The organism is Chitinophagaceae bacterium (genome assembly GCA_016710165.1).
GTDB lineage: Bacteria > Bacteroidota > Bacteroidia > Chitinophagales > Chitinophagaceae > Ferruginibacter.
In genome coordinates this window covers 432,967-451,586 of sequence record JADJLJ010000002.1, presented here as the reverse complement: position 1 = coordinate 451,586, position 18,620 = coordinate 432,967, and the positions used below count along the sequence as shown (strand labels likewise).

General features: G+C 47.6%; 12 protein-coding genes and 1 pseudogene. 7 read left to right on the top strand and 6 right to left on the bottom strand.

From position 1 onward, the window contains the following. The first annotated feature begins 118 nt into the window (after positions 1-118). From IPJ02_12385 to IPJ02_12370, 4 genes are all read left to right on the top strand, one after another. Complete coding sequence (locus IPJ02_12385; protein MBK7376320.1) at positions 119-484, top strand: hypothetical protein; 366 nt, start codon at positions 119-121, stop codon at positions 482-484. Then, positions 465-4,445: a hypothetical protein gene (locus tag IPJ02_12380; GenBank protein ID MBK7376319.1), complete on the top strand. Its 3,981-nt coding sequence runs from the start codon at positions 465-467 to the stop codon at positions 4,443-4,445. Before IPJ02_12385 ends, IPJ02_12380 begins: the two co-directional genes overlap by 20 nt. Before the next feature lie 441 nt (positions 4,446-4,886). After that, positions 4,887-7,685 carry a hypothetical protein gene (locus IPJ02_12375; protein MBK7376318.1) on the top strand — a complete coding sequence of 933 codons (2,799 nt, stop codon included), beginning with the start codon at positions 4,887-4,889 and terminating at the stop codon, positions 7,683-7,685. Between the two features lie 32 nt (positions 7,686-7,717). Then, positions 7,718-10,666, top strand: a complete 2,949-nt coding sequence (locus IPJ02_12370; protein ID MBK7376317.1) for a hypothetical protein — start codon at positions 7,718-7,720, stop codon at positions 10,664-10,666. Between the two features lie 58 nt (positions 10,667-10,724). Here IPJ02_12370 and IPJ02_12365 read toward each other — a convergent pair whose 3' ends face one another. Continuing rightward, positions 10,725-11,333 (bottom strand): DNA-3-methyladenine glycosylase, encoded by a 609-nt coding sequence (locus IPJ02_12365; protein ID MBK7376316.1) that lies wholly within the window; start codon positions 11,331-11,333, stop codon positions 10,725-10,727. Positions 11,334-11,392: 59 nt separating this feature from the next. On the opposite strand from IPJ02_12365, the gene IPJ02_12360 reads away from it, so the two are divergent. Both IPJ02_12360 and IPJ02_12355 read left to right on the top strand, forming a co-directional pair. Then, positions 11,393-12,172: an EI24 domain-containing protein gene (locus tag IPJ02_12360; GenBank protein MBK7376315.1), complete on the top strand. Its 780-nt coding sequence runs from the start codon at positions 11,393-11,395 to the stop codon at positions 12,170-12,172. A gap of 4 nt (positions 12,173-12,176) precedes the next feature. Continuing rightward, the gene (locus IPJ02_12355) at positions 12,177-12,884 is read left to right on the top strand and encodes an SAM-dependent methyltransferase (protein ID MBK7376314.1); all 708 of its coding nucleotides are present in this window, start codon (positions 12,177-12,179) and stop codon (positions 12,882-12,884) included. Here IPJ02_12355 and IPJ02_12350 read toward each other — a convergent pair whose 3' ends face one another. Beyond that, positions 12,885-13,319: a hypothetical protein gene (locus IPJ02_12350; protein MBK7376313.1), complete on the bottom strand. Its 435-nt coding sequence runs from the start codon at positions 13,317-13,319 to the stop codon at positions 12,885-12,887. Positions 13,320-13,336: 17 nt separating this feature from the next. Next, positions 13,337-14,714, bottom strand: a pseudogene (locus tag IPJ02_12345) (M20/M25/M40 family metallo-hydrolase). A 115-nt stretch (positions 14,715-14,829) separates the two neighbouring features. Between IPJ02_12345 and bshA the strand changes: the two are divergent. Further along, positions 14,830-15,951, top strand: a complete 1,122-nt coding sequence (gene bshA / locus IPJ02_12340; protein MBK7376312.1) for an N-acetyl-alpha-D-glucosaminyl L-malate synthase BshA — start codon at positions 14,830-14,832, stop codon at positions 15,949-15,951. Here bshA and IPJ02_12335 read toward each other — a convergent pair whose 3' ends face one another. The 3 genes from IPJ02_12335 to dut form a co-directional block, all read right to left on the bottom strand. Next, complete coding sequence (locus tag IPJ02_12335) at positions 15,952-17,235, bottom strand: peptidoglycan DD-metalloendopeptidase family protein (protein MBK7376311.1); 1,284 nt, start codon at positions 17,233-17,235, stop codon at positions 15,952-15,954. Between the two features lie 91 nt (positions 17,236-17,326). Then, the gene (locus IPJ02_12330) at positions 17,327-18,154 is read right to left on the bottom strand and encodes a DUF4292 domain-containing protein (protein ID MBK7376310.1); all 828 of its coding nucleotides are present in this window, start codon (positions 18,152-18,154) and stop codon (positions 17,327-17,329) included. A gap of 12 nt (positions 18,155-18,166) precedes the next feature. Beyond that, positions 18,167-18,610: a dUTP diphosphatase gene (gene dut, locus IPJ02_12325; protein MBK7376309.1), complete on the bottom strand. Its 444-nt coding sequence runs from the start codon at positions 18,608-18,610 to the stop codon at positions 18,167-18,169. Positions 18,611-18,620: the final 10 nt, after the last annotated feature.

Genomic DNA, 18,620 nt, shown 5'->3' with positions numbered 1-18,620 from the left:
ACATCAGAGACTGATTGTACGGTCGGCAGGAATTGATTCAGTCGGTTCCCCATTGCCGGGCATCGAATTTTTTTAAAAGAACCATTAAAATTTTTATTCCTTTATAAACAAACAGAGTATGAAAAAAATCTACCGGATTTCATTTATCGCTTTGGTACTTTTTTCTGTTTCCATTTCCCTTTCGGCACAAAACGCATTTTTTACTGCAGTCAGTGAAAATGCGATCTCGCTGGCCAGCGGAAGCAAACGGGTGATTGTACCAACAAAATACCAGACCATTAAAGCTGACAATAACCAGTTAAGATCATTTCTTTGGTCTCTTCCCTCAGAAAAAAACATAAACCCCAACACGGCTCCCGTAATGGAGATCCCCATGCCCGACGGAAGGGTTGCCCGTTTCAGGGTTTGGGAGAGCAGCATCCAGGAACCCGGCCTGGAAGCAAAATTTCCTGAGATAAAAACATTTGCCGGCCAGGGGTATTAACGACCCCTATGCCAGTATCCGGTTCGATTATGGCCCCCGTGGTTTTCATGCGCAGGTCTTAACCGTTAACGGTTCATACTACATAGATCCGTATGCAGTAGGTCATACCACTGAATTAATAAGCTATTTCAGAAAAGACCTCCCTTATACGAAAGGAGCCTGGGCCTGTGATGTGCCTGATTATGCTCCAACACCCATCAATAATATCATTACCGCTGCCTGCCGCGGAACAGAAATGAGGACTTACCGGCTGGCTGTGGCATGTACCGGTGAATACGCCCAGGCACCCGGCATCAATGCGGGCACCAACCCGGTGATCCTGCACAATGCGATCGTAACATCCGTAAACAGGGTGGTAGGCGTTTACAGAACAGAGTTGGCCATAAGCATGACACTGGTAGCCACCAACGGCAACGTTGAATTTTTAGATGCAGCTACCGATCCATTTACCGGGAACAACAATGCAAACGTTTTAATAAACGAAAGCCAGACGGTTTGCGATAACTTTATCGGATCGCCCAACTATGATATTGGCCACACCTTCAGTACCGGTGGCGGTGGATTGGCTCAATTGAATTCACCTTGTGGTTCATCAAAAGCAAGAGGTATAACCGGAAGCCCCAATCCTACAGGGGATCCTTATGATATTGATTATGTAGCGCACGAAATGGGTCACCAGTTTGGCGGCAACCATACCATGGCCGGTTGCGGCAGTTCCCCCAATTCAACCAAGCTTGAACCAGGCAGCGGAACCACCATACAGGCCTATGCAGGTATCTGCGGCGGAGAAAATATTCAGCCGAACAGCGACCCCTTCTTTCATGGGATGAGTTTTGACGAGATCAGCAACTTCGTTTCGGGTGCCGGTTCTGCCTGCGGAACAACAAACCCCTCCGGAAACCAGATCCCCATTATTAATGCCCTCGCTAATAATAACCTGACCATACCGGTAAGCACCCCATTCACGTTAACCGGTTCAGCAACTGACCCGGATAATGATCCATTGACCTATTGCTGGGAACAATGGGATTTTTCCGGAACCGGTAATACAACCTGGAATGCCGGGGCAACTGCTGCTGCGGGCAACAGTGTACCGTTGTTCAAATCAAGGATTCCAAAAACAAGTGGAAGCAGGACCTTCCCGGATATTGCAGTTATATTGGCAGGATATCCTGCAAACCCGCCGTCTGCGATGGGTGGTTTGAAAGGAGAAACTTTATCACCCGTTTCCAGGGCCATGAAGTTTAAACTGACCGTGCGTGACAACAAAGCTGCTGGCGGCGGTGTTGCTTCCAGTGGTGCAGGCGGATGCCAGACCGCAACCGTCTTCACGGTAAATGTAGGAGGTACTGCTCCGTTCCTGGTAACTGCCCCCAATGGCGGCGAATCCTGGGCTGGCGGTTCCATGCAAACGATCACATGGAACGTTGCCGGAACCAATACTGCTCCGATCAGTTGTGCCAACGTGAAGATCTCCTTATCCACTGACGGAGGCAATACATATCCCACTGTAATTTCAGCCAGCACCCCCAATGATGGTTCTGAAGCGTTGACAATTCCTTCTGTTGCCACCACAACAGCACGGATCAAAGTGGAAGCTGCTGATAATATTTTCTTTGATATTACCAATGCCAATTTTACCATAACAGCAAGTAACCCTACTTTTACTTTTGTACCACCAGCTGCTCCAACTTCAGTGACCTGCGGAACCGCATCTGGCGCTGCCACCCTTGGAACAACCAGTGTGCTGGGTTTTGTGACCCCGATCAACCTGGTTGCAACCGGCAATCCTCCGGGCACCAATGTTACTTATTCAGTGAACCCTGTTATTCCGGGTAACAGCACCGTGGTAACACTTAACAACATGAACATTTTAACACCGGGCAACTACCCGGTAACCATCACCGGTACAGCAGGTGCTGAGATCAAATCGGTGATCCTGACATACATAGTTAATCCGGGTGCAGGACCTTCTATTACTGCCCAGCCAAATCCACAAACGATTTGTGTTGGAACCAATACCAGCTTCAGCATCACATCGGCAGCTGCTACCAGTTTCCAATGGCAGGAAAGCACCAATGGCGGTGGTTCATGGAGCAACATCACAAACGGAGGTATTTACAGCGGTGCAACAACCGCCACCTTAACCCTTACCGGTGTTCTGGTATCCATGAATAATTATCAATACCGTTGTGTTGCGTCTGTTCTTTGCGGATCAACAAATTCCAATGCTGCAACATTAACAGTAAATGCGGCTCCTTCCATTTCCAGCCAGCCTGCTGCTTCGGTAGTTTGTGGCGCTGCAAGTACCACATTCAGTGTTACTGCTGCAGGTGGAGGCCTTACCTATCAATGGCAGAGTGCAGCGTCTTGCGCAGGACCATGGACAAACCTTGCCAATGCGGCACCTTATTCAGGTGTTACCACGGCAACAATGACCGTTAACCCTACTTCTATTGCAATGAACGGTACCGCTTACCGTTGCATCATAACCGGAACGTGTGCACCGGCTGCAACTTCAAACTGTGTGACATTAACAGTGAACACACCAATAGCTATTACATCGCAGCCGTCTAACGCTACATTGTGTGCCGGTTTGCAAACAACATTCACAGTTGCTGCAACGGGTACTACTCCAGCCTACCAATGGCAGGAAAGCACCAATGGCGGCGGATCCTGGAATAACATAGTAAACGGGGGAGTATACAGCGGTGCCACCACTGCTACACTTACTTTAACCGGTGTTACAGCGGGCATGAATAACAACCAATACCGTTGTGTGGTAAATGGCGCAGCAACCTGTGCCGCTTCCAACTCAACGGCAGCTATATTAACGGTGAATACGGCTCCTTCCATCACAACACAACCTGCTGCTGCCACCACGCTTTGTGTAGGAAACAATGTTACCTATACCGTGGCTGCAAACGGAACAGCTCCAGCCTATCAGTGGGAGATCAGTACAACCGGTGCAGGCGGACCATGGACCCCAATTGTGAACGGAGGTGTATATAGCGGTGCAACCACTGCTTCATTGACCATCACCGGTGTAACAGCCGGCATGAGCGGCTCATTATACCGTTGTATAATTTCAGGAACCTGTGCACCTGCTGCAACCAGCAATAATGCAGCGCTTACTGTAAATACGCCCGTTTCCATTACTACCCAACCGGTAGTAACCACCAATATCTGTGCTACCGGCAGTACCAGCTTCACCGTTGCTGCAACGGGTACATCACCAACTTACCAATGGCAGATCAGCACTACAGGTGCCGGTGGACCATGGACGAATATCAATAATGGCGGTGTATACGGCGGTGCAACAACCACTACATTAACACTGACCGGGATCACAGCCGGTATGAACGGAAGCCAGTACCGCTGCGTAGTTAGCGGTGCAGCTCCCTGTGGAGCGGTGAATTCAAATGCGGGTGTGCTGAATGTTACCCCTCAACCGGTAATAACTGCAGCCCCTTATACAAGTTTACTGGCAGGTTGGAACACTACCTTAACGGTTAATGTTACCCCGGGTCCTGGTTTGACCTTTGCATGGTACCTGAACGGAACTCAGCAGCCGGAAACCGGTAATACGCTTGTGGCTACTGTTAACAGGCTCGGCGATTACAGGGTAATTGTTTCAAGCGCTTCGGGAAGCTGTCAGTCAGAACTGCTGAACATCCGTGATTCTGCCAGCAAAAAGCTGTTCATCTACCCGGTTCCGAACAATGGATTGTTTACCGTGTCTTACCATGTACCGGGTGCATCTGTCACAAACAGCACCAAGCAGATGATCACCATTTACGACAGCTATGGAAGAAGGGTACTTAATAAGGAATACCCTGTTACCCAGCCATACCAGTTGCACCAGATAGACCTGCGCCGCAATGGTGGTGGAGTGTACTACGTGGTTCTGAGGGAAGCAAATGGAAATAAGATCAAAACAGGCGAAGTGGTAGTGAAATAAACCGTATACGGAATTTTAATACAAACTCCCGGCAATTGCCGGGAGTTTTTATTACCGGGTGTTTTAAAAAATCAAACCCCCGGCAGACTTTTGCCAAAAATTAGCTGTAATTTTCCATACTCAAATGGCCTGTCAGACCGTTAATTCAAAACATGTTCAGGCTTTAAAGTCCTGATAAAACCCGGCAAATCAAAAAAACCAGTGCGATATCATTTTTATTGTTGCTTTTTTTAAGCCCGGGTAAATGCTGTGCTTATCCTGCTCTTCAGCAACCGTTTAAGTTCCGGCCAACGGAGTTTACTCACTTTACTGAAAACAACCGGGTAGCTGAACAATCATTAACACAAACCTTTTTTGCAATATCAAAAAAACAGATCCGGGTAGTACAGGTACAGTCATTCCTCCTACCGGTCTAAAATCAAAAAATCAAACGGAAATTTTATGAAACAATTCTTCCATGTAAAGAATGTATTTCTTTGTTTTCTCATCGCTTCCCTTGCCTTCACAAACGGGTGCCAGGAAAAAAAATCAACCGGGCATAAAGAAAAGACAGATGGATACGATGGCCCGGATAAAGCCATTGAATTTGAAATTGAGCGTACCCGTGACCTTGCAACCGGTAAAGTGCCCTGGGAAAAACTCAGGATCGCGATCGAGCAGACCGAACAGGCAAAATCATCTTCCAACATAATATCCGCTTTGTCGTGGATTGAAAGAGGGCCCAATGGTGATGTTTCCATTGGCGGCAACCCCCGCCCCAATAATGACCAGACCGCGGGCAGGATCCGGGCAGCCATGGTGGATTCTCTTGACCCAACGCATAAAACAGTTTGGGTAGGCGGCGTTGATGGTGGCCTATGGAAGACCACCGATATAACCGTTGCACCGGCTAACTGGACCCTGGTAAATGATTTTTTGGCAAACCTGGCCATAGCAGCCATTTGCCAGGACCCAAGGCCCGGATTTCAGAATATCATGTATTTCTGCACAGGGGAATCTTATGGAAATGCGGATGCAGTAAGAGGAGTAGGTGTATTTAAAAGTACGGATGCCGGTGTTACATGGAACTTTCTTCCCAGCACCAGTACTTATATCAATGGTACAAGAATAGTATGCGATTACCAGGGCAATGTATATTTAGGTACCCGAAACACGGGATTGTTGCGGTCAACAGATGGCGGGACCACGTGGACATCCATTACACCCACCGGCATCGGTGCCAGTGTATGCGACCTTGAGATCAGTTCCACATCCGGCCCGGGAAGATTGCATGTGGCCACAGGCATTTTCAGCACTTCGGGTTACCGCTTTACGGATATCCCTGCTACCGTTACTTCCGGATCAGGATGGACAACAGCAACAACCCCGTTTACTACCTTTAACCAAAGAACGGAATTAGGGATCATGGGGAATGTGCTGTATGCATGTCCCGACAATACAAGTCATGCCGTACCAACTATATGGAAGTCTACGGACGGAGGAGAAAACTGGGCATCTACTGCCGCCCAGCCAACCGGGAACTGGGCAAATGGCCAGGGTTGGTACGACCTGTCTGTAGGGATCAATCCTGCCAACCCCGATGAATGCATTGTAGGGGGACTGGATTGTCATAAAACCTCTAATGGAGGTGCATCATGGACTAAGATATCTACCTGGGCTTCAAGTACCGGTCAATATGTTCATGCCGACCAGCATAATATACAATGGTGGGATGGTGGTACCAAGCTGATGTTTACCTGCGATGGAGGAGTACACTATTCTTCCAATGGAGGCACAACGATACGGGACCGTAACAAAGGATTGCGTCTCAAACAATTTTATTCAATTGCCATTCATCCTACTTTGCCCAATCACTTTATTGCCGGGGCACAGGATAATGGAATGCACCGTCTTAACCATCCCGGACTTGACAGCTCTGTTGAGGTTGTTGGCGGCGACGGTTGTTACAGTGCCATTGACCAGAATCAGCCTCAATACCAGTTTGGCTCTTACGTTTATAATGTTTACCGGAGAAGTATTAATAACGGGAACAGCTGGTCAACACCGGTTAACAACCAGAGTACCGGGCGTTTTGTGAATCCCTGGGATTATGACAACAATACCAACATCATTTATGCATGTAATAATGCAGGCACGTTCTTACGATGGAATGACCCGCAGACCGGTTCTTTCACCGAAGTGATCAGCGCCGCTTCTTTTTCGGGCCAGAATGTTTCTGCTGTACATGCATCTCCGTATACCAACCACCGGGTCTATTTTGGTACGGGCAACGGGCTTATCGTACAGGTTGATAACGCAAACGTTGGTACCTCGGTTGCCGGAACGGTTCTCAACAGCGGCGCCAGTATGCCGGCGGGCTATGTCAATTGTATCGTTACCGGATCCAATGACCAGAACCTGATCGCATGCTTCACCAACTACGGCGTACAAAATGTATGGGTAACCAGCAATGGCGGTACTACCTGGACGAATATTGATGGCAACCTGCCCGATATGCCGGTACGGTGGGCTTTATTTCACCCGGATACCGATACCAAAGCCTTTATTGCCACCGAAACAGGTGTCTGGGAAACGGATCTTATCAATGGTACAAGTACGGTTTGGGCAGCCAATTCAACTTTCCCGAATGTACGGACAGATATGATCAAGTATCGTTCTTCCGATCGTACCATTGCAGCCGGAACGCATGGCCGTGGCATTTGGTCAGCCACGGTTCCTTCTGCAACATGTACCGCAGCGTCTGTAACAAACCAGCCATCCAACGCAACAATATGTGCAGGAGCCAATACCAGTTTCAGCGTAGTAGCTGCAGGTACAGCTCCTTTAACCTATCAATGGCAGCTAAGCACTGCTGGTGCAGGCGGCCCCTGGAATAATATTTCCAATGGCGGGGTGTACAGTGGTGCAACAACAGCAACCCTGGCCATTACCGGAGCCACTATTGGTATGAACACTTATCAATACCGCTGTGTGGTAACAGGAAACTTTGCACCATTTACCGTAAACTCCAATCCCGCTGTATTAACGGTTAATGCAGCTACGGTCATCAATACACAACCCCCTCCATCTGTTACTGTTTGTGCACCAGATCCGGTATCAATTCGGTGTTACTGTGACAGGTACAGCATTGCCTACCAATGGCAGCAAAGCACCAATGGCGGCGGTACATGGAATAACATTGCCAACGGGGGAATATATTGTGGTGCTACTACTGCCACCATGACTATTAACCGGGAGTGACCGCCGGCATGAACAACTATCAATACCGGTGTTTGCTAAACAGTTCCTGTGGTTCATTGAATTCGAATGCGGCGGTACTAACAGTGAATACCGCTCCGGCGATAACCGGTCAGCCATCAAATGTTTCTTCCTGCGCCGGTAACCTGGCTACCTTCAGCGTAACTGCAACAGGAAGCGGACTTACCTATCAGTGGCAGGAAAGCACCAATGGCGGCGGTACCTGGAATAACCTGGCCAATGGGGCGCCTTATTCAAATGTTACCACGGCTACACTTTCTATCAATCCTAGTGCCCTCGGTATGAATAACTACCAGTACCGTTGTATCGTAACAGGCACATGCCCTTCTGCGGCAACGTCGAATGCAGCATTACTTACTGTAGGATCTGCTATGTCTATAACCGGGCAACCCGCCAATGCTGCAATATGTGCAGGACAAAATACAGGTTTCTCCATAACCACCAGCGGAACGGTACTGGGCTACCAGTGGCAGGAAAGCACCAACGGTGGCGGTACATGGAATAATATTATCAATGGAGGTGTATACGGTGGTGCAACCACAACTGCATTAACATTAACCGGCGTTACCGCAGGTATGAATAACTACCAATACCGCTGCGTGATCAATGGCAACTGTGCATCTATTAATTCAACTGCAGGCATCTTAACCGTAAATACCGCACCGAATATAACCGCACAGCCTGCTAACAGCAGCATTTGTGCAACACAAACCACTTCATTCACCGTTGGAACTACCGGCTCATCATTAACCTATCAATGGCAGGTCAGTACGGCAGGATGTGCAGGGCCATGGGTGGACGTTAACAACGGAGCTCCTTATTCCGGTGCTACCACGGCAAGCTTAACCATTGCCGGGGCAACCACGGCTCTTAATGGATATGGTTACCGTTGCATCGTTACCGGGATCTGTGCCCCATTGACAGCTACTTCAAACTGTGGATTACTGACAGTCAATACGCCTGTCGGGGTTACCACACAACCTGTTAACTCTACGGTTTGTGCCGGAACAAATACTTCATTCACGGTTGCTGCTACCGGTACTTCGCCAACCTATCAATGGCAGGAAAGTACCAACGGCGGCGGTACATGGAATAATATTACCAACGGGGGTATATATGGTGGTGCAACAACAACAACATTAACACTCACGGGTGTAACTGCTGTGATGAATAACAACCAGTACCGTTGTGTTGTATCCGGTGCTGCAGGCTGCAGTGCTGCAAACTCTTCGGCTGCAACACTTACTGTAAATACAGCGGCAGCAATCACCGGTCAACCTGCTAATCCGGTTGTATATGCCGGTAGCCCTGCAGCCTTCAGCATAACTGCTACAGGTACGGCACTTACTTACCAATGGCAGTACAGTACCGGTGGATGCGGCGGTCCATGGATAGATGTGCCCAATACAGCTCCGTATTCAGGCGGCACTACTGCTACTTTAACCATCAATCCAACAACAGCAGCGATGAATGGCTATGCATACCGTTGCGTTGTTAACGGAACATGTTCACCGGCGGCAACATCAAATTGTGGTGTGTTAACAGTGAATATTCCAATTACTATCGTTACTCAACCATCCGCTACAACAATTTGTGCAGGCGCACAAACCAGCTTTACGGTTGCGGTTACAGGTACTACACCAACTTACCAGTGGCAGGAAAGTACTAATGGCGGAGGTAACTGGAATAACATCACCAATGGAGGTATATATTCGGGCGCTACATCAGCGACCTTAACTTTAACGGGTGTTACTGCAGGTATGTCCGGCTATCAATACCGCGTTGTTGTGAACGGAGCACCTCCCGGAGGATCTGTAAATTCAAATTCTGCAATATTAACCGTTGATACTGCCCCGGCAATAACCACCCAACCTGCAACAGGTGCTGCGGTTTGTGCCGGCCAGGTAAAAACGTACAATGTAGTTGCCAATGGTACTGCATTAACGTACCAGTGGCAGGAAAGCACCAACGGTGGTGGCTCATGGACCAACATAACCAACGGTGGTATCTATGGCGGTGCAACAACAAATACCTTAACACTGACAGGTGTTACAGTTGCAATGAATACTAATCAATACCGGTGCATCATCAGCGGAACCTGTGCTCCTTCTGCAACAAGTTCTGCAGTGACCATAACCGTTTACACACCAATAACGATCACCACTGCACCGGCTGATGCCACTATTTGCGCTACCGGTACAACCAGCTTCAGCACACTGGCAGCCGGCACCACACCTGCCTATCAATGGCAGGAGAGTACCAACGGCGGTGCAACCTGGAACAATGTAGTGAACGGAGGTATCTACAACGGAGCTATCACAACCACACTGACATTAACGAATGTTACACCGGGTATGAATGGCAACCGTTATCGTGCTGTTGTTACCGGGGCAGCACCCTGCAGTATTGTTAACACGGCCAGTGCTACACTTACTATCAGCGCCCAGCCTTCGGTAACACTAACCGCATCCCCATACACCAGGCTGTTGCCTGGCAGAACAACTACCATCACAGCATCCGTAACTCCTGCAACAGGTTTCACCACGGTATGGACATTGAATGGAACCTCTATTACGCCAACCGGAAACACGTACACGGCTGATGTGAACCAGCTTGGTACTTATACGGTAATAGCCACTATTGGATCGTGCACATCATTACCTGCAAGCATTGTCATATCAGATTCTGCAAGCAGCAAGCTGTGGATCTATCCAAGTCCTAATACCGGTTTATTTACGGTGTCTTATTATGTTCCGGGGGCTTCATCAACCAACCGGACCACCCAGAAACTGACCATACATGCAAGCGATGGCAAGTTGGTTTACAGCAAAGATCTTTCTATATCACAGCCATACCAGCTGGAGAAGGTTGACCTGCGCCGCAGCGGTCACGGGGTTTATTATGTAGTATTAAGAGATGCCGGTGGCAAAAAAATAAAGACAGGGGAAGTGGTGATCCGGTAACACAGGTTATTGATTCAATGATCCCGAAGCTCCCGTTACAGATCGTAACGGGAGTTTTTTATTTTGTTGGAGAACCGCTGACAAAGGGGTTGCCCTTTAAAAAGAACCGGTAAGGATAGTGAGCTGCTTCGCCTGCACTCTCCACGCCGATACGTTTGCTGGCGCCGATCAATTGCTCATTCAATCCATACCCGTCAGCAGCAATATAGATCGCTGCACCCAGCAGGTTTGTGCCGGAATGCATTTTGGAAATACCCAGCGCTTTGGCAGCATTGCCCGGACCCCGGGTAAGTGTGTTATCAAAAACCCTCTTGCCGGTACGTTTCAGCATCACATCAATTCCCGCGATGGGTTCCACCGCCCTTACCAGTACGGCATCGGGCACTTCTTTTTTATTGGTGACCACATTAAAGAGATGGTGCATGCCATAGCATATATATACATAAGCGGTGCCTGCTTTTGCGTACATATGCTCGTTACGGGCCGTGCGTCTGCCGCCAAATGAATGGGATGCTTTATCGGTGAGCCCGATATACGCTTCTGTTTCCACGATCCTTCCCGAAGTGGTCACCCCGCCGATCTCTGTAATGATGACCTTACCAATAAGTTCACGGGCTATTAAAATCACATCGGGGCCCTGGTAAAATTGAAGCGGCAGTTTCTTCATTATATTATTAACTTTAAAGCTAAAATACGGATTCGGGCCAATAGCCAAATGAAATAAACATGCTCAAGGAAATCATCACTTCTGTCCAGGCCTATTTTCATGCGCACCGTTTTATCATAAAACACCGGCTATGGAAGTGGATACTCATACCCGGGCTTATTTATGCCGTTCTCTTTTTACTGGGCATTTACCTGTTCATGAAATCAAGCAACAGCGCCATTGGCTACATGCTGCTGAAAAGCGGGCTTAAAGAATGGATGGAGCGGATGGAAAGCAGCTGGCTGAGCTTTTTACTGATATTCGGGCAACTGGTGCTGCAGCTGGTCTTGCTGTTATTTTATTTTTCCCTGTTCAAATACCTGTTCCTCATCATCGGCTCGCCGTTATTTGCCTATTTGAGTGAAAAGACAGAATCGATCATTGAAGGAAAGGATTTTCCATTCAGCCTTAAACAATTGATGAAGGATATCCTGCGAGGCATCCGCCTGGCTTTGCGAAACATGCTTTGGCAAACGGTTTACACGGTTTCCATCCTGGTATTATCCTTTGTGCCCCTGGTTGGATGGGTCACCCCCTTGCTGGCCTTGCTGATCGAATGTTACTATCTCGGCTTTTCGATGCTCGATTACAGCTGTGAACGAAATAAACTTTCCACTTCACAAAGCATCTTGTTCATCGGAAGGCATAAAGGACTTGCCATCGGCAACGGGATCATTTTTTACATGATGCACATATTGCCGCTCGTTGGATGGATACTTGCCCCCAGTTATGCGGTGATCGCCGCCACCATCAGTTTATATAATGCAAAAAATGCCGGCATCACTGCCCCTGTAAATTAGATCTATGAGACAGCCCGCTACTGTTTACCTGGTACCTTCTGTATTGCATGAAACCGCCGTGCAAACCATACCTGCCTATATCATTGATGCTGTAAAGGATTCTTCTGTAATATTTGCCGAGAATGAACGCACAGCCCGCCGTTTCTTAAAAAGTATCTGGAGGGAAATTGTTATCGACGATTATGAATGGTTTACCATCCACAAGGCAGAAAATGAAATGCTGGAAATATTCAGGCAGAAAATAAAAGAAGGGAAAAATATTGCCATCATCAGCGAAGCAGGTTGCCCGGGCATTGCCGACCCCGGGCAGGTCCTGGTTGGGGCTGCACAGGAGATGAATGCAACCGTAAAACCCCTGGTAGGGCCAAGTTCCGTTCTCCTGGCCCTGATGGCAAGCGGCATGAACGGCCAGCAGTTTGAATTTTTGGGATACCTGCCCATCGATGCAGCAGAACGGAGTAAAGCGATCGCTTCCTTAGAGCTTGCATCGCAAAAGAAGAACAGCACACAGGTATTCATAGAAACCCCTTACCGGAATAACCAGTTACTGGAAACATTGCTGAAGTCCTGTAAACCCGCTACCCGGCTTTGTATTGCATCGGAATTGACTTCTGAAAACGAGCATATAAAAACAAAAAGCATTGCCGGATGGAAAAAAGAGAAAATTGACCTGCACAAGAAGCCGGTGATATTTTTACTGCATGCGGGCTGATCAACGCTCAACAGGTTTCGTACTGATGATCTTATCCACGATGTATTTGCTGAAACCCCGCCAGGGCAGACTGCCTTTATATTCTTTATAATGCAGGTCGAAATAATTCCCGCTGTTATTCATCAGTACGTTTGCAATGCTGTCGTTGGTAACAGAAAATTCAAATTCATAAGAACTGATGGTGCCGGGTGTTTTGGAACGAAAGCCTGACTGGATAAGCTTTCCCTCGTATGTCTTAAAAACATTTCCCTTTTTTACCACGTAGTTCAGCTCTCCGGATTTCACCCCTTCGCCAAAAACAAAATAATACTTCCACCAGAATGAGATGGCAGCAGATACCAGGACAATGAACACAAACCAGCGGAGGAATTTCCGGAAACCACTTTTCTTTTTGGGTTGCTCTTTTGTTCCGGCATTCAATTTTACGTCTTCCATAAATTATTATTTAAGCACTATAAACCATATTTATCAACCAGGTAGATCAATGCGGTCATATTTACCGCACCCAGGTGCAGTTCTCTTTTACTTACTGCTTCAAACGTATCGGTGGCGGCATGATGCAGGTCGAAATAACGCTGGCTGTCCGGGCTGAGGCCCGCCAGGGCTGTTCCTACCTGTTTCAGCGGAGCAATATCGGAGCCCCCGCCGCCGGCAGCAAGTTCATACACGCCATAGGGATAGAACAGGTTTTTCCAGCTTATCACTTTCTGCCTCTTTTCTTCGGGCATATCCAGTCCGAAGCCCCTTGGTGTAAAGCCACCTGCATCACTCTCCAGGGCAAAAATGTGTTTCTTATTCTTTTCCTTTGCGACCTCAAGGTATTTGGCTCCACCCCTTCCGCCATTCTCTTCATTCATGAACATGACAGCCCGGATGGTTCGCCTGGGTTTTATACCGAGCGCTTTAAAAGCCCTGATCACTTCAATACTTTGCACACACCCGGCCCCATCATCCTGGGCTCCTTCGGCCAGGTCCCAACTGTCTAAGTGCCCGCCAACCGTAATGATCTCCGCAGGGAACTCGGTACCCCTTATCTCCCCCACCACATTGAATGAAGGCGCATCGGGCAGCATCGTACTGGTGGTTCTGAAATAAGCGGTGGTCACCATTTTTTTTCTTAGCTGGTTGCTCAGCCATTCTGCATCATTGGTACTGATGGCAACTGCCGGAATTTTAGGAAAAGAATCGTTGTAGATGGTAGTACCGGTATGCGGAAAATCATCCAGGTTACTTGCCAGCGAACGGATCATCACACCAACCGCACCGTATTTTGCGGCACGGGCCGGGCCTCTTGTGCGGTAGGAACCGCTTTCTCCATATGCCATGAAAGACCTTACATAGGCAGGGTTCATCGGGTAATTAAAGAATACGATCTTTCCTTTGACCAGGTCTGTACCCAACCGGTCAAGTTCTTCAAAATTCCGTACTTCTATTACCGATGCGGTAAGCCCTTTCTTCCCGGTTCCTTCGGAATTACCCAGGGCACATAATTTCAATTGATATTTCGTGCCATTCGCCCACCTGTATATACCCCTGCTCCTTTTCTCCCCTTACCCAATGCGGAACCATACAGGATTGCAGGTAAACCGTATCCGCCCCGGCATCTTTCAGCATGCGGAATGTTGCTTCCACGGCTTTTTGTGCCTGTGGTGATCCGCTCAGGCGCGGGCCTACCTTCTTACACAGGTAACGGAGGTTGTCATAGGCCGTACTTTTGGCCAGTATCTCATTGGAGATCCGCCGGATGGTGACAGAATCATCATTTTGTGCCGGTGCCATACCTGAAAGCACGAACAGGAATGCGGCGAGGGAGAAAAATCTTTTGTGCATACAGGCAGTTAAGGAAACAAACTTACTGATTTAATGGCAATACATGAGTGGAGGAGCTGGTGAAAAATAAATCGGTAAATTGCAGTTTCACAGAAATTACAAAAAAGGCTTTCTCATGAATATTGGTATTGTTTGCTACCCCACATTTGGCGGAAGCGGTGTATTGGCAACAGAACTGGGCAAGGCACTTGCCGACAAAGGGCATAATATCCATTTTATAACCTACCAGCAACCCGTACGGCTGAGTGGCTTTCATGCCAATATATTTTACCATGAAGTACGGGTGCCTACCTATCCTTTATTTGATTACCCACCGTATGAAACTGCGTTGGCAAGTACCATGGTGGATGTGATCCTGAACAACGACGTGGAGTTATTGCACGTGCATTATGCCATCCCGCATGCAGCAGCGGCATATATGGCCAAACAGATACTGGCCAAACAAGGCAAAAAGATCCCGGTGATCACCACCCTGCATGGAACCGATATAACCCTGGTTGGCAGGGACAAGACCTACAGCCCGGTGGTTACTTTTTCCATGAATGAAAGTGATGCACTTACCGCCGTGTCTCAAAACCTGAAGGAAGAGACCTTTAAGAACTTCACCATTGAAAAAGACATCGAAGTGATCCACAATTTTGTGGACGTACAACGTTTCCACCGCAGGCCGGTGGACGCCTTTAAGAAACTGATCGCCCCCAATGGCGAAAGAATACTGGTGCACGCCTCCAATTTCAGGAAGGTAAAGCGTGTGGAAGACGTGGTCTCTACTTTTTTACTGGTAAGAGAAAAAATGCCTGCTACCTTATTGCTGCTGGGTGATGGACCGGAGCGGTCGCATATTGAAGATTCAGCCAGGCAATGTGAATCGCACAAAGACATTAAGTTTTTGGGCAAGCAGGAACAGATGGAAGACATATTGCCGATCGCCGACCTGTTCTTACTCACCAGTGAGTACGAAAGCTTTGGCCTGGCTGCATTGGAAGCCATGGCAGCCGAGGTTCCTGTGATATCCACCAATGCCGGTGGTTTGCCTGAAATAAATGTAAATGGCTACAGTGGTTTCATGAGTGATGTGGGCGATGTGGATGACATGAGTAAAAATGCACTGGTAATATTAAAAGACGATGAGTCGCTGAAAACCTTTAAAGCCAATGCACTGGCCCAGGCCAAGAAGTTCGATATTGATAAGATAGTTCCGCAATACGAAGCTTTGTACAACCGGATGATCCGGTGATCACCGCTTCAACCATTTCTCGGGATCTATATTTCCCCGCTCATCATTGATAAAGAAATCAATTGCGCCGATGCCGTCCAGGTTTGCAGCAGCCTTTCCGATCACCTGCCCCGTCTTAACATGCTGGCCCCGCTGTACCGAAACACTGCTGAGATTGCTGTAGGTACTGAAGTATTTACCATGCTGGATGATCACCACCTCCATATCTTCAATAAATACTACGTTGGATACCACCCCGTCGAAAACAGCTTTTACATTACTGCCAATATCGGTTCCAACAGTTATTCCCGTCACATCTATCACACTGCCACTGGGCAACTGGTTCCTGCCGTAGTGCATGATGGTTACGCCTTTATCAACCGGCCAGGGCAGTATTCCCCTGTTCTTCACAAAATTTTCATTCAGCGCCATATTCTCTGAATTCAACAGGATACTTTCCGGCACTTTTTTAGGTACAGCTTTTACTGTTGTGGAAGGGGTTTTTACAGGTGCTGTAGCCGTTGCATTTGTTTTAGCTGATTCTTCATTGGCCTTTTTGATAGCGGCTTTCTTCGCATCGGCCAAGGCCCTGTTAATAGCTGCATTGATGGCATTGTCCACTTTTTTCATCTGCTTCTTATAGGCCGCCAGCTGGGAGTTCAATTCCTTTCCCTGCTTTTTCAGTTCATTCATTATCTTATCCTTCTCCAGTTTCTGCGCCTCCAATGCCGTCATTTCCTTGTCCTTGCTTTTAAGCACTTCGCTTTTCTGCACTTTAATGCCCCCGAGCTCGGCAATACGCTGGCGGCGGAGTTCCTGTGTCCGCAATATATTCTCTCCCTGTTTCTCCCGGTAATCCCGGTAATATTTCAGGTAGGCAACCCGGCGGATGGCGTCATTAAAGCTGGCGGCAGAAAAGATAAAGTTCAGAAAAGCATAATTACCCCGGTTCTTATAGGCATACACCATGCTCTTGGCATATTCTTCTTTCAAAGTATCCAGCAGTTTGTTGTACCGGTTTATCTCCCGCTGGTTGGTGTAAATATTGTTGTCCAGCAGGCCGATGTCCCGGCTTAAATTATCAATGATCCGGTTCTGCAGGTTCACCTTATCATTGATAAGTTTCCATTGAACCAGGTTCTCCTTCGTTTTTGCCTTGTTGCTGTTGAGCAGTTTTTGGGTTTGTTCCATTTCCTTTTTAAGCTGGGCACGCTGCTTTTCAAGTTCCTCACGGGTCTGCTGCTGGGCAAAAGCAACGGTGCCTAAGAAAGTGACTGCCACGAAAGAAAAAATCAATTTAACCATGATAAGAGATTGGGTTCAGCAAAAATACAATTCAAACCAATAGATATACCGTATTCAAAACCCACAGGCCGTGAATAATTTCCGATAACGCTTATTTGCGTGTGTAATTTTTCGGGATATTAAAAGACACTGATAATTCTTTGTTAAACTCATACTGCCTGAACTTAAGACTGATGTCGAGTTTGTTTTTTTCTGATACGGTTATTTCCCGGTACGTGGAGAAATTATACCCGTTTTTGCTCTCGTATTCACTGTAGGTGATGTCAGCCGTGCGGTTCCGGGCCATGTCCACATCATCCAGTTTGCTATGCTGCAATACATTATCATCAGGCGAGAGGGTGAGCAGGTGCTTAAAGAACAGGCCTACAGACATAAGCAGCACCTGGTTTTCAGTCTTCTTATAAGAAACGATATTGCTGCTGTCCAAAAAGATGGGATTACCAACAAGCAGGTCCTGCAGGGTCTTATAATCAAAAGGTATCTGTGTCACTTCCTGGAGGTAATCAAGCGAGTGGTACTGGACCACCTTTTCCTGTTTATTCAGCAGGATAACACTGTCCTTTTTTACAAGTACCCGGTATATCTCGATATTCAGAATGGAAGCGGTTAACGAAATCCAGATGGCGCTGTCCTTTACGATCCGGACAATGGCAGTAACATCCGGTTGTTTCCCTTTATTGTCCTGGTAATCTACTTTTATCTTCGCATTAAATGTCCGGAAATCTATATAGTTCTTATTAAGTCCTGTGATCGTGTTGCTGATCATCAATAAAGAATCTGCCTTCGTAGGATCTGCCGTATTAACGGCTGTTGTATCTTTTGGAGCAATTACCTTATTGATCTGTTTAACGGTTCGGCAACTGAATACGGAAATGGCCAGTACGAGTACCCCCAAAATAAAAACCGGTTGTTTCATCATGTGATCATTGTTTCATTTAATGCCTGTATGGCCAAAGCCTCCTTCTCCCCGAAGTGAGCCATTTAATTCATTCACCATTACCAGTTCCGCCCTCTCCACTTTTGCAACGATCATTTGTGCAATACGGTCGCCGTGCTGAATGACCTGTGGCATATTGCTGAGATTGATCAATATTACTTTCAATTCACCCCGGTAGTCGGCATCTATGGTACCGGGGGAATTCAGGCAGGTGATCCCCTGTTTTATTGCCAAACCGCTTCGGGGCCTCATTTGGGCTTCATAGCCTTCCGGTAATTCTATAAAAAGACCCGTTGGTATCAACTGCCGTTCAAGTGGCTGCAATAACACGTCCGATTGTAAATTAGCCCTTATATCCATGCCGGAAGATCCAGAAGTGGCATAGGCAGGAAGTTCATTGGAAGATGTATTTATGATGTTAACCCGGATATTTTGCATGCTGGCAAAG

What these genes read in the sequence shown, in the direction of transcription:
- IPJ02_12375 (MBK7376318.1), top strand. Translation starts at nt 4,887, where the DNA reads ATGAAACAATTCTTCCATGTAAAGAATGTATTTCTTTGTTTTCTCATC.
- IPJ02_12365 (MBK7376316.1), bottom strand. Translation starts at nt 11,333, where the DNA reads ATGAAGAAACTGCCGCTTCAATTTTACCAGGGCCCCGATGTGATTTTA.
- IPJ02_12330 (MBK7376310.1), bottom strand. Translation starts at nt 18,154, where the DNA reads ATGATGAAACAACCGGTTTTTATTTTGGGGGTACTCGTACTGGCCATT.
- dut (MBK7376309.1), bottom strand. Translation starts at nt 18,610, where the DNA reads ATGCAAAATATCCGGGTTAACATCATAAATACATCTTCCAATGAACTT.
- IPJ02_12355 (MBK7376314.1), top strand. Translation starts at nt 12,177, where the DNA reads ATGAGACAGCCCGCTACTGTTTACCTGGTACCTTCTGTATTGCATGAA.
- IPJ02_12335 (MBK7376311.1), bottom strand. Translation starts at nt 17,235, where the DNA reads ATGGTTAAATTGATTTTTTCTTTCGTGGCAGTCACTTTCTTAGGCACC.
- IPJ02_12360 (MBK7376315.1), top strand. Translation starts at nt 11,393, where the DNA reads ATGCTCAAGGAAATCATCACTTCTGTCCAGGCCTATTTTCATGCGCAC.
- bshA (MBK7376312.1), top strand. Translation starts at nt 14,830, where the DNA reads ATGAATATTGGTATTGTTTGCTACCCCACATTTGGCGGAAGCGGTGTA.
- IPJ02_12385 (MBK7376320.1), top strand. Translation starts at nt 119, where the DNA reads ATGAAAAAAATCTACCGGATTTCATTTATCGCTTTGGTACTTTTTTCT.
- IPJ02_12350 (MBK7376313.1), bottom strand. Translation starts at nt 13,319, where the DNA reads ATGGAAGACGTAAAATTGAATGCCGGAACAAAAGAGCAACCCAAAAAG.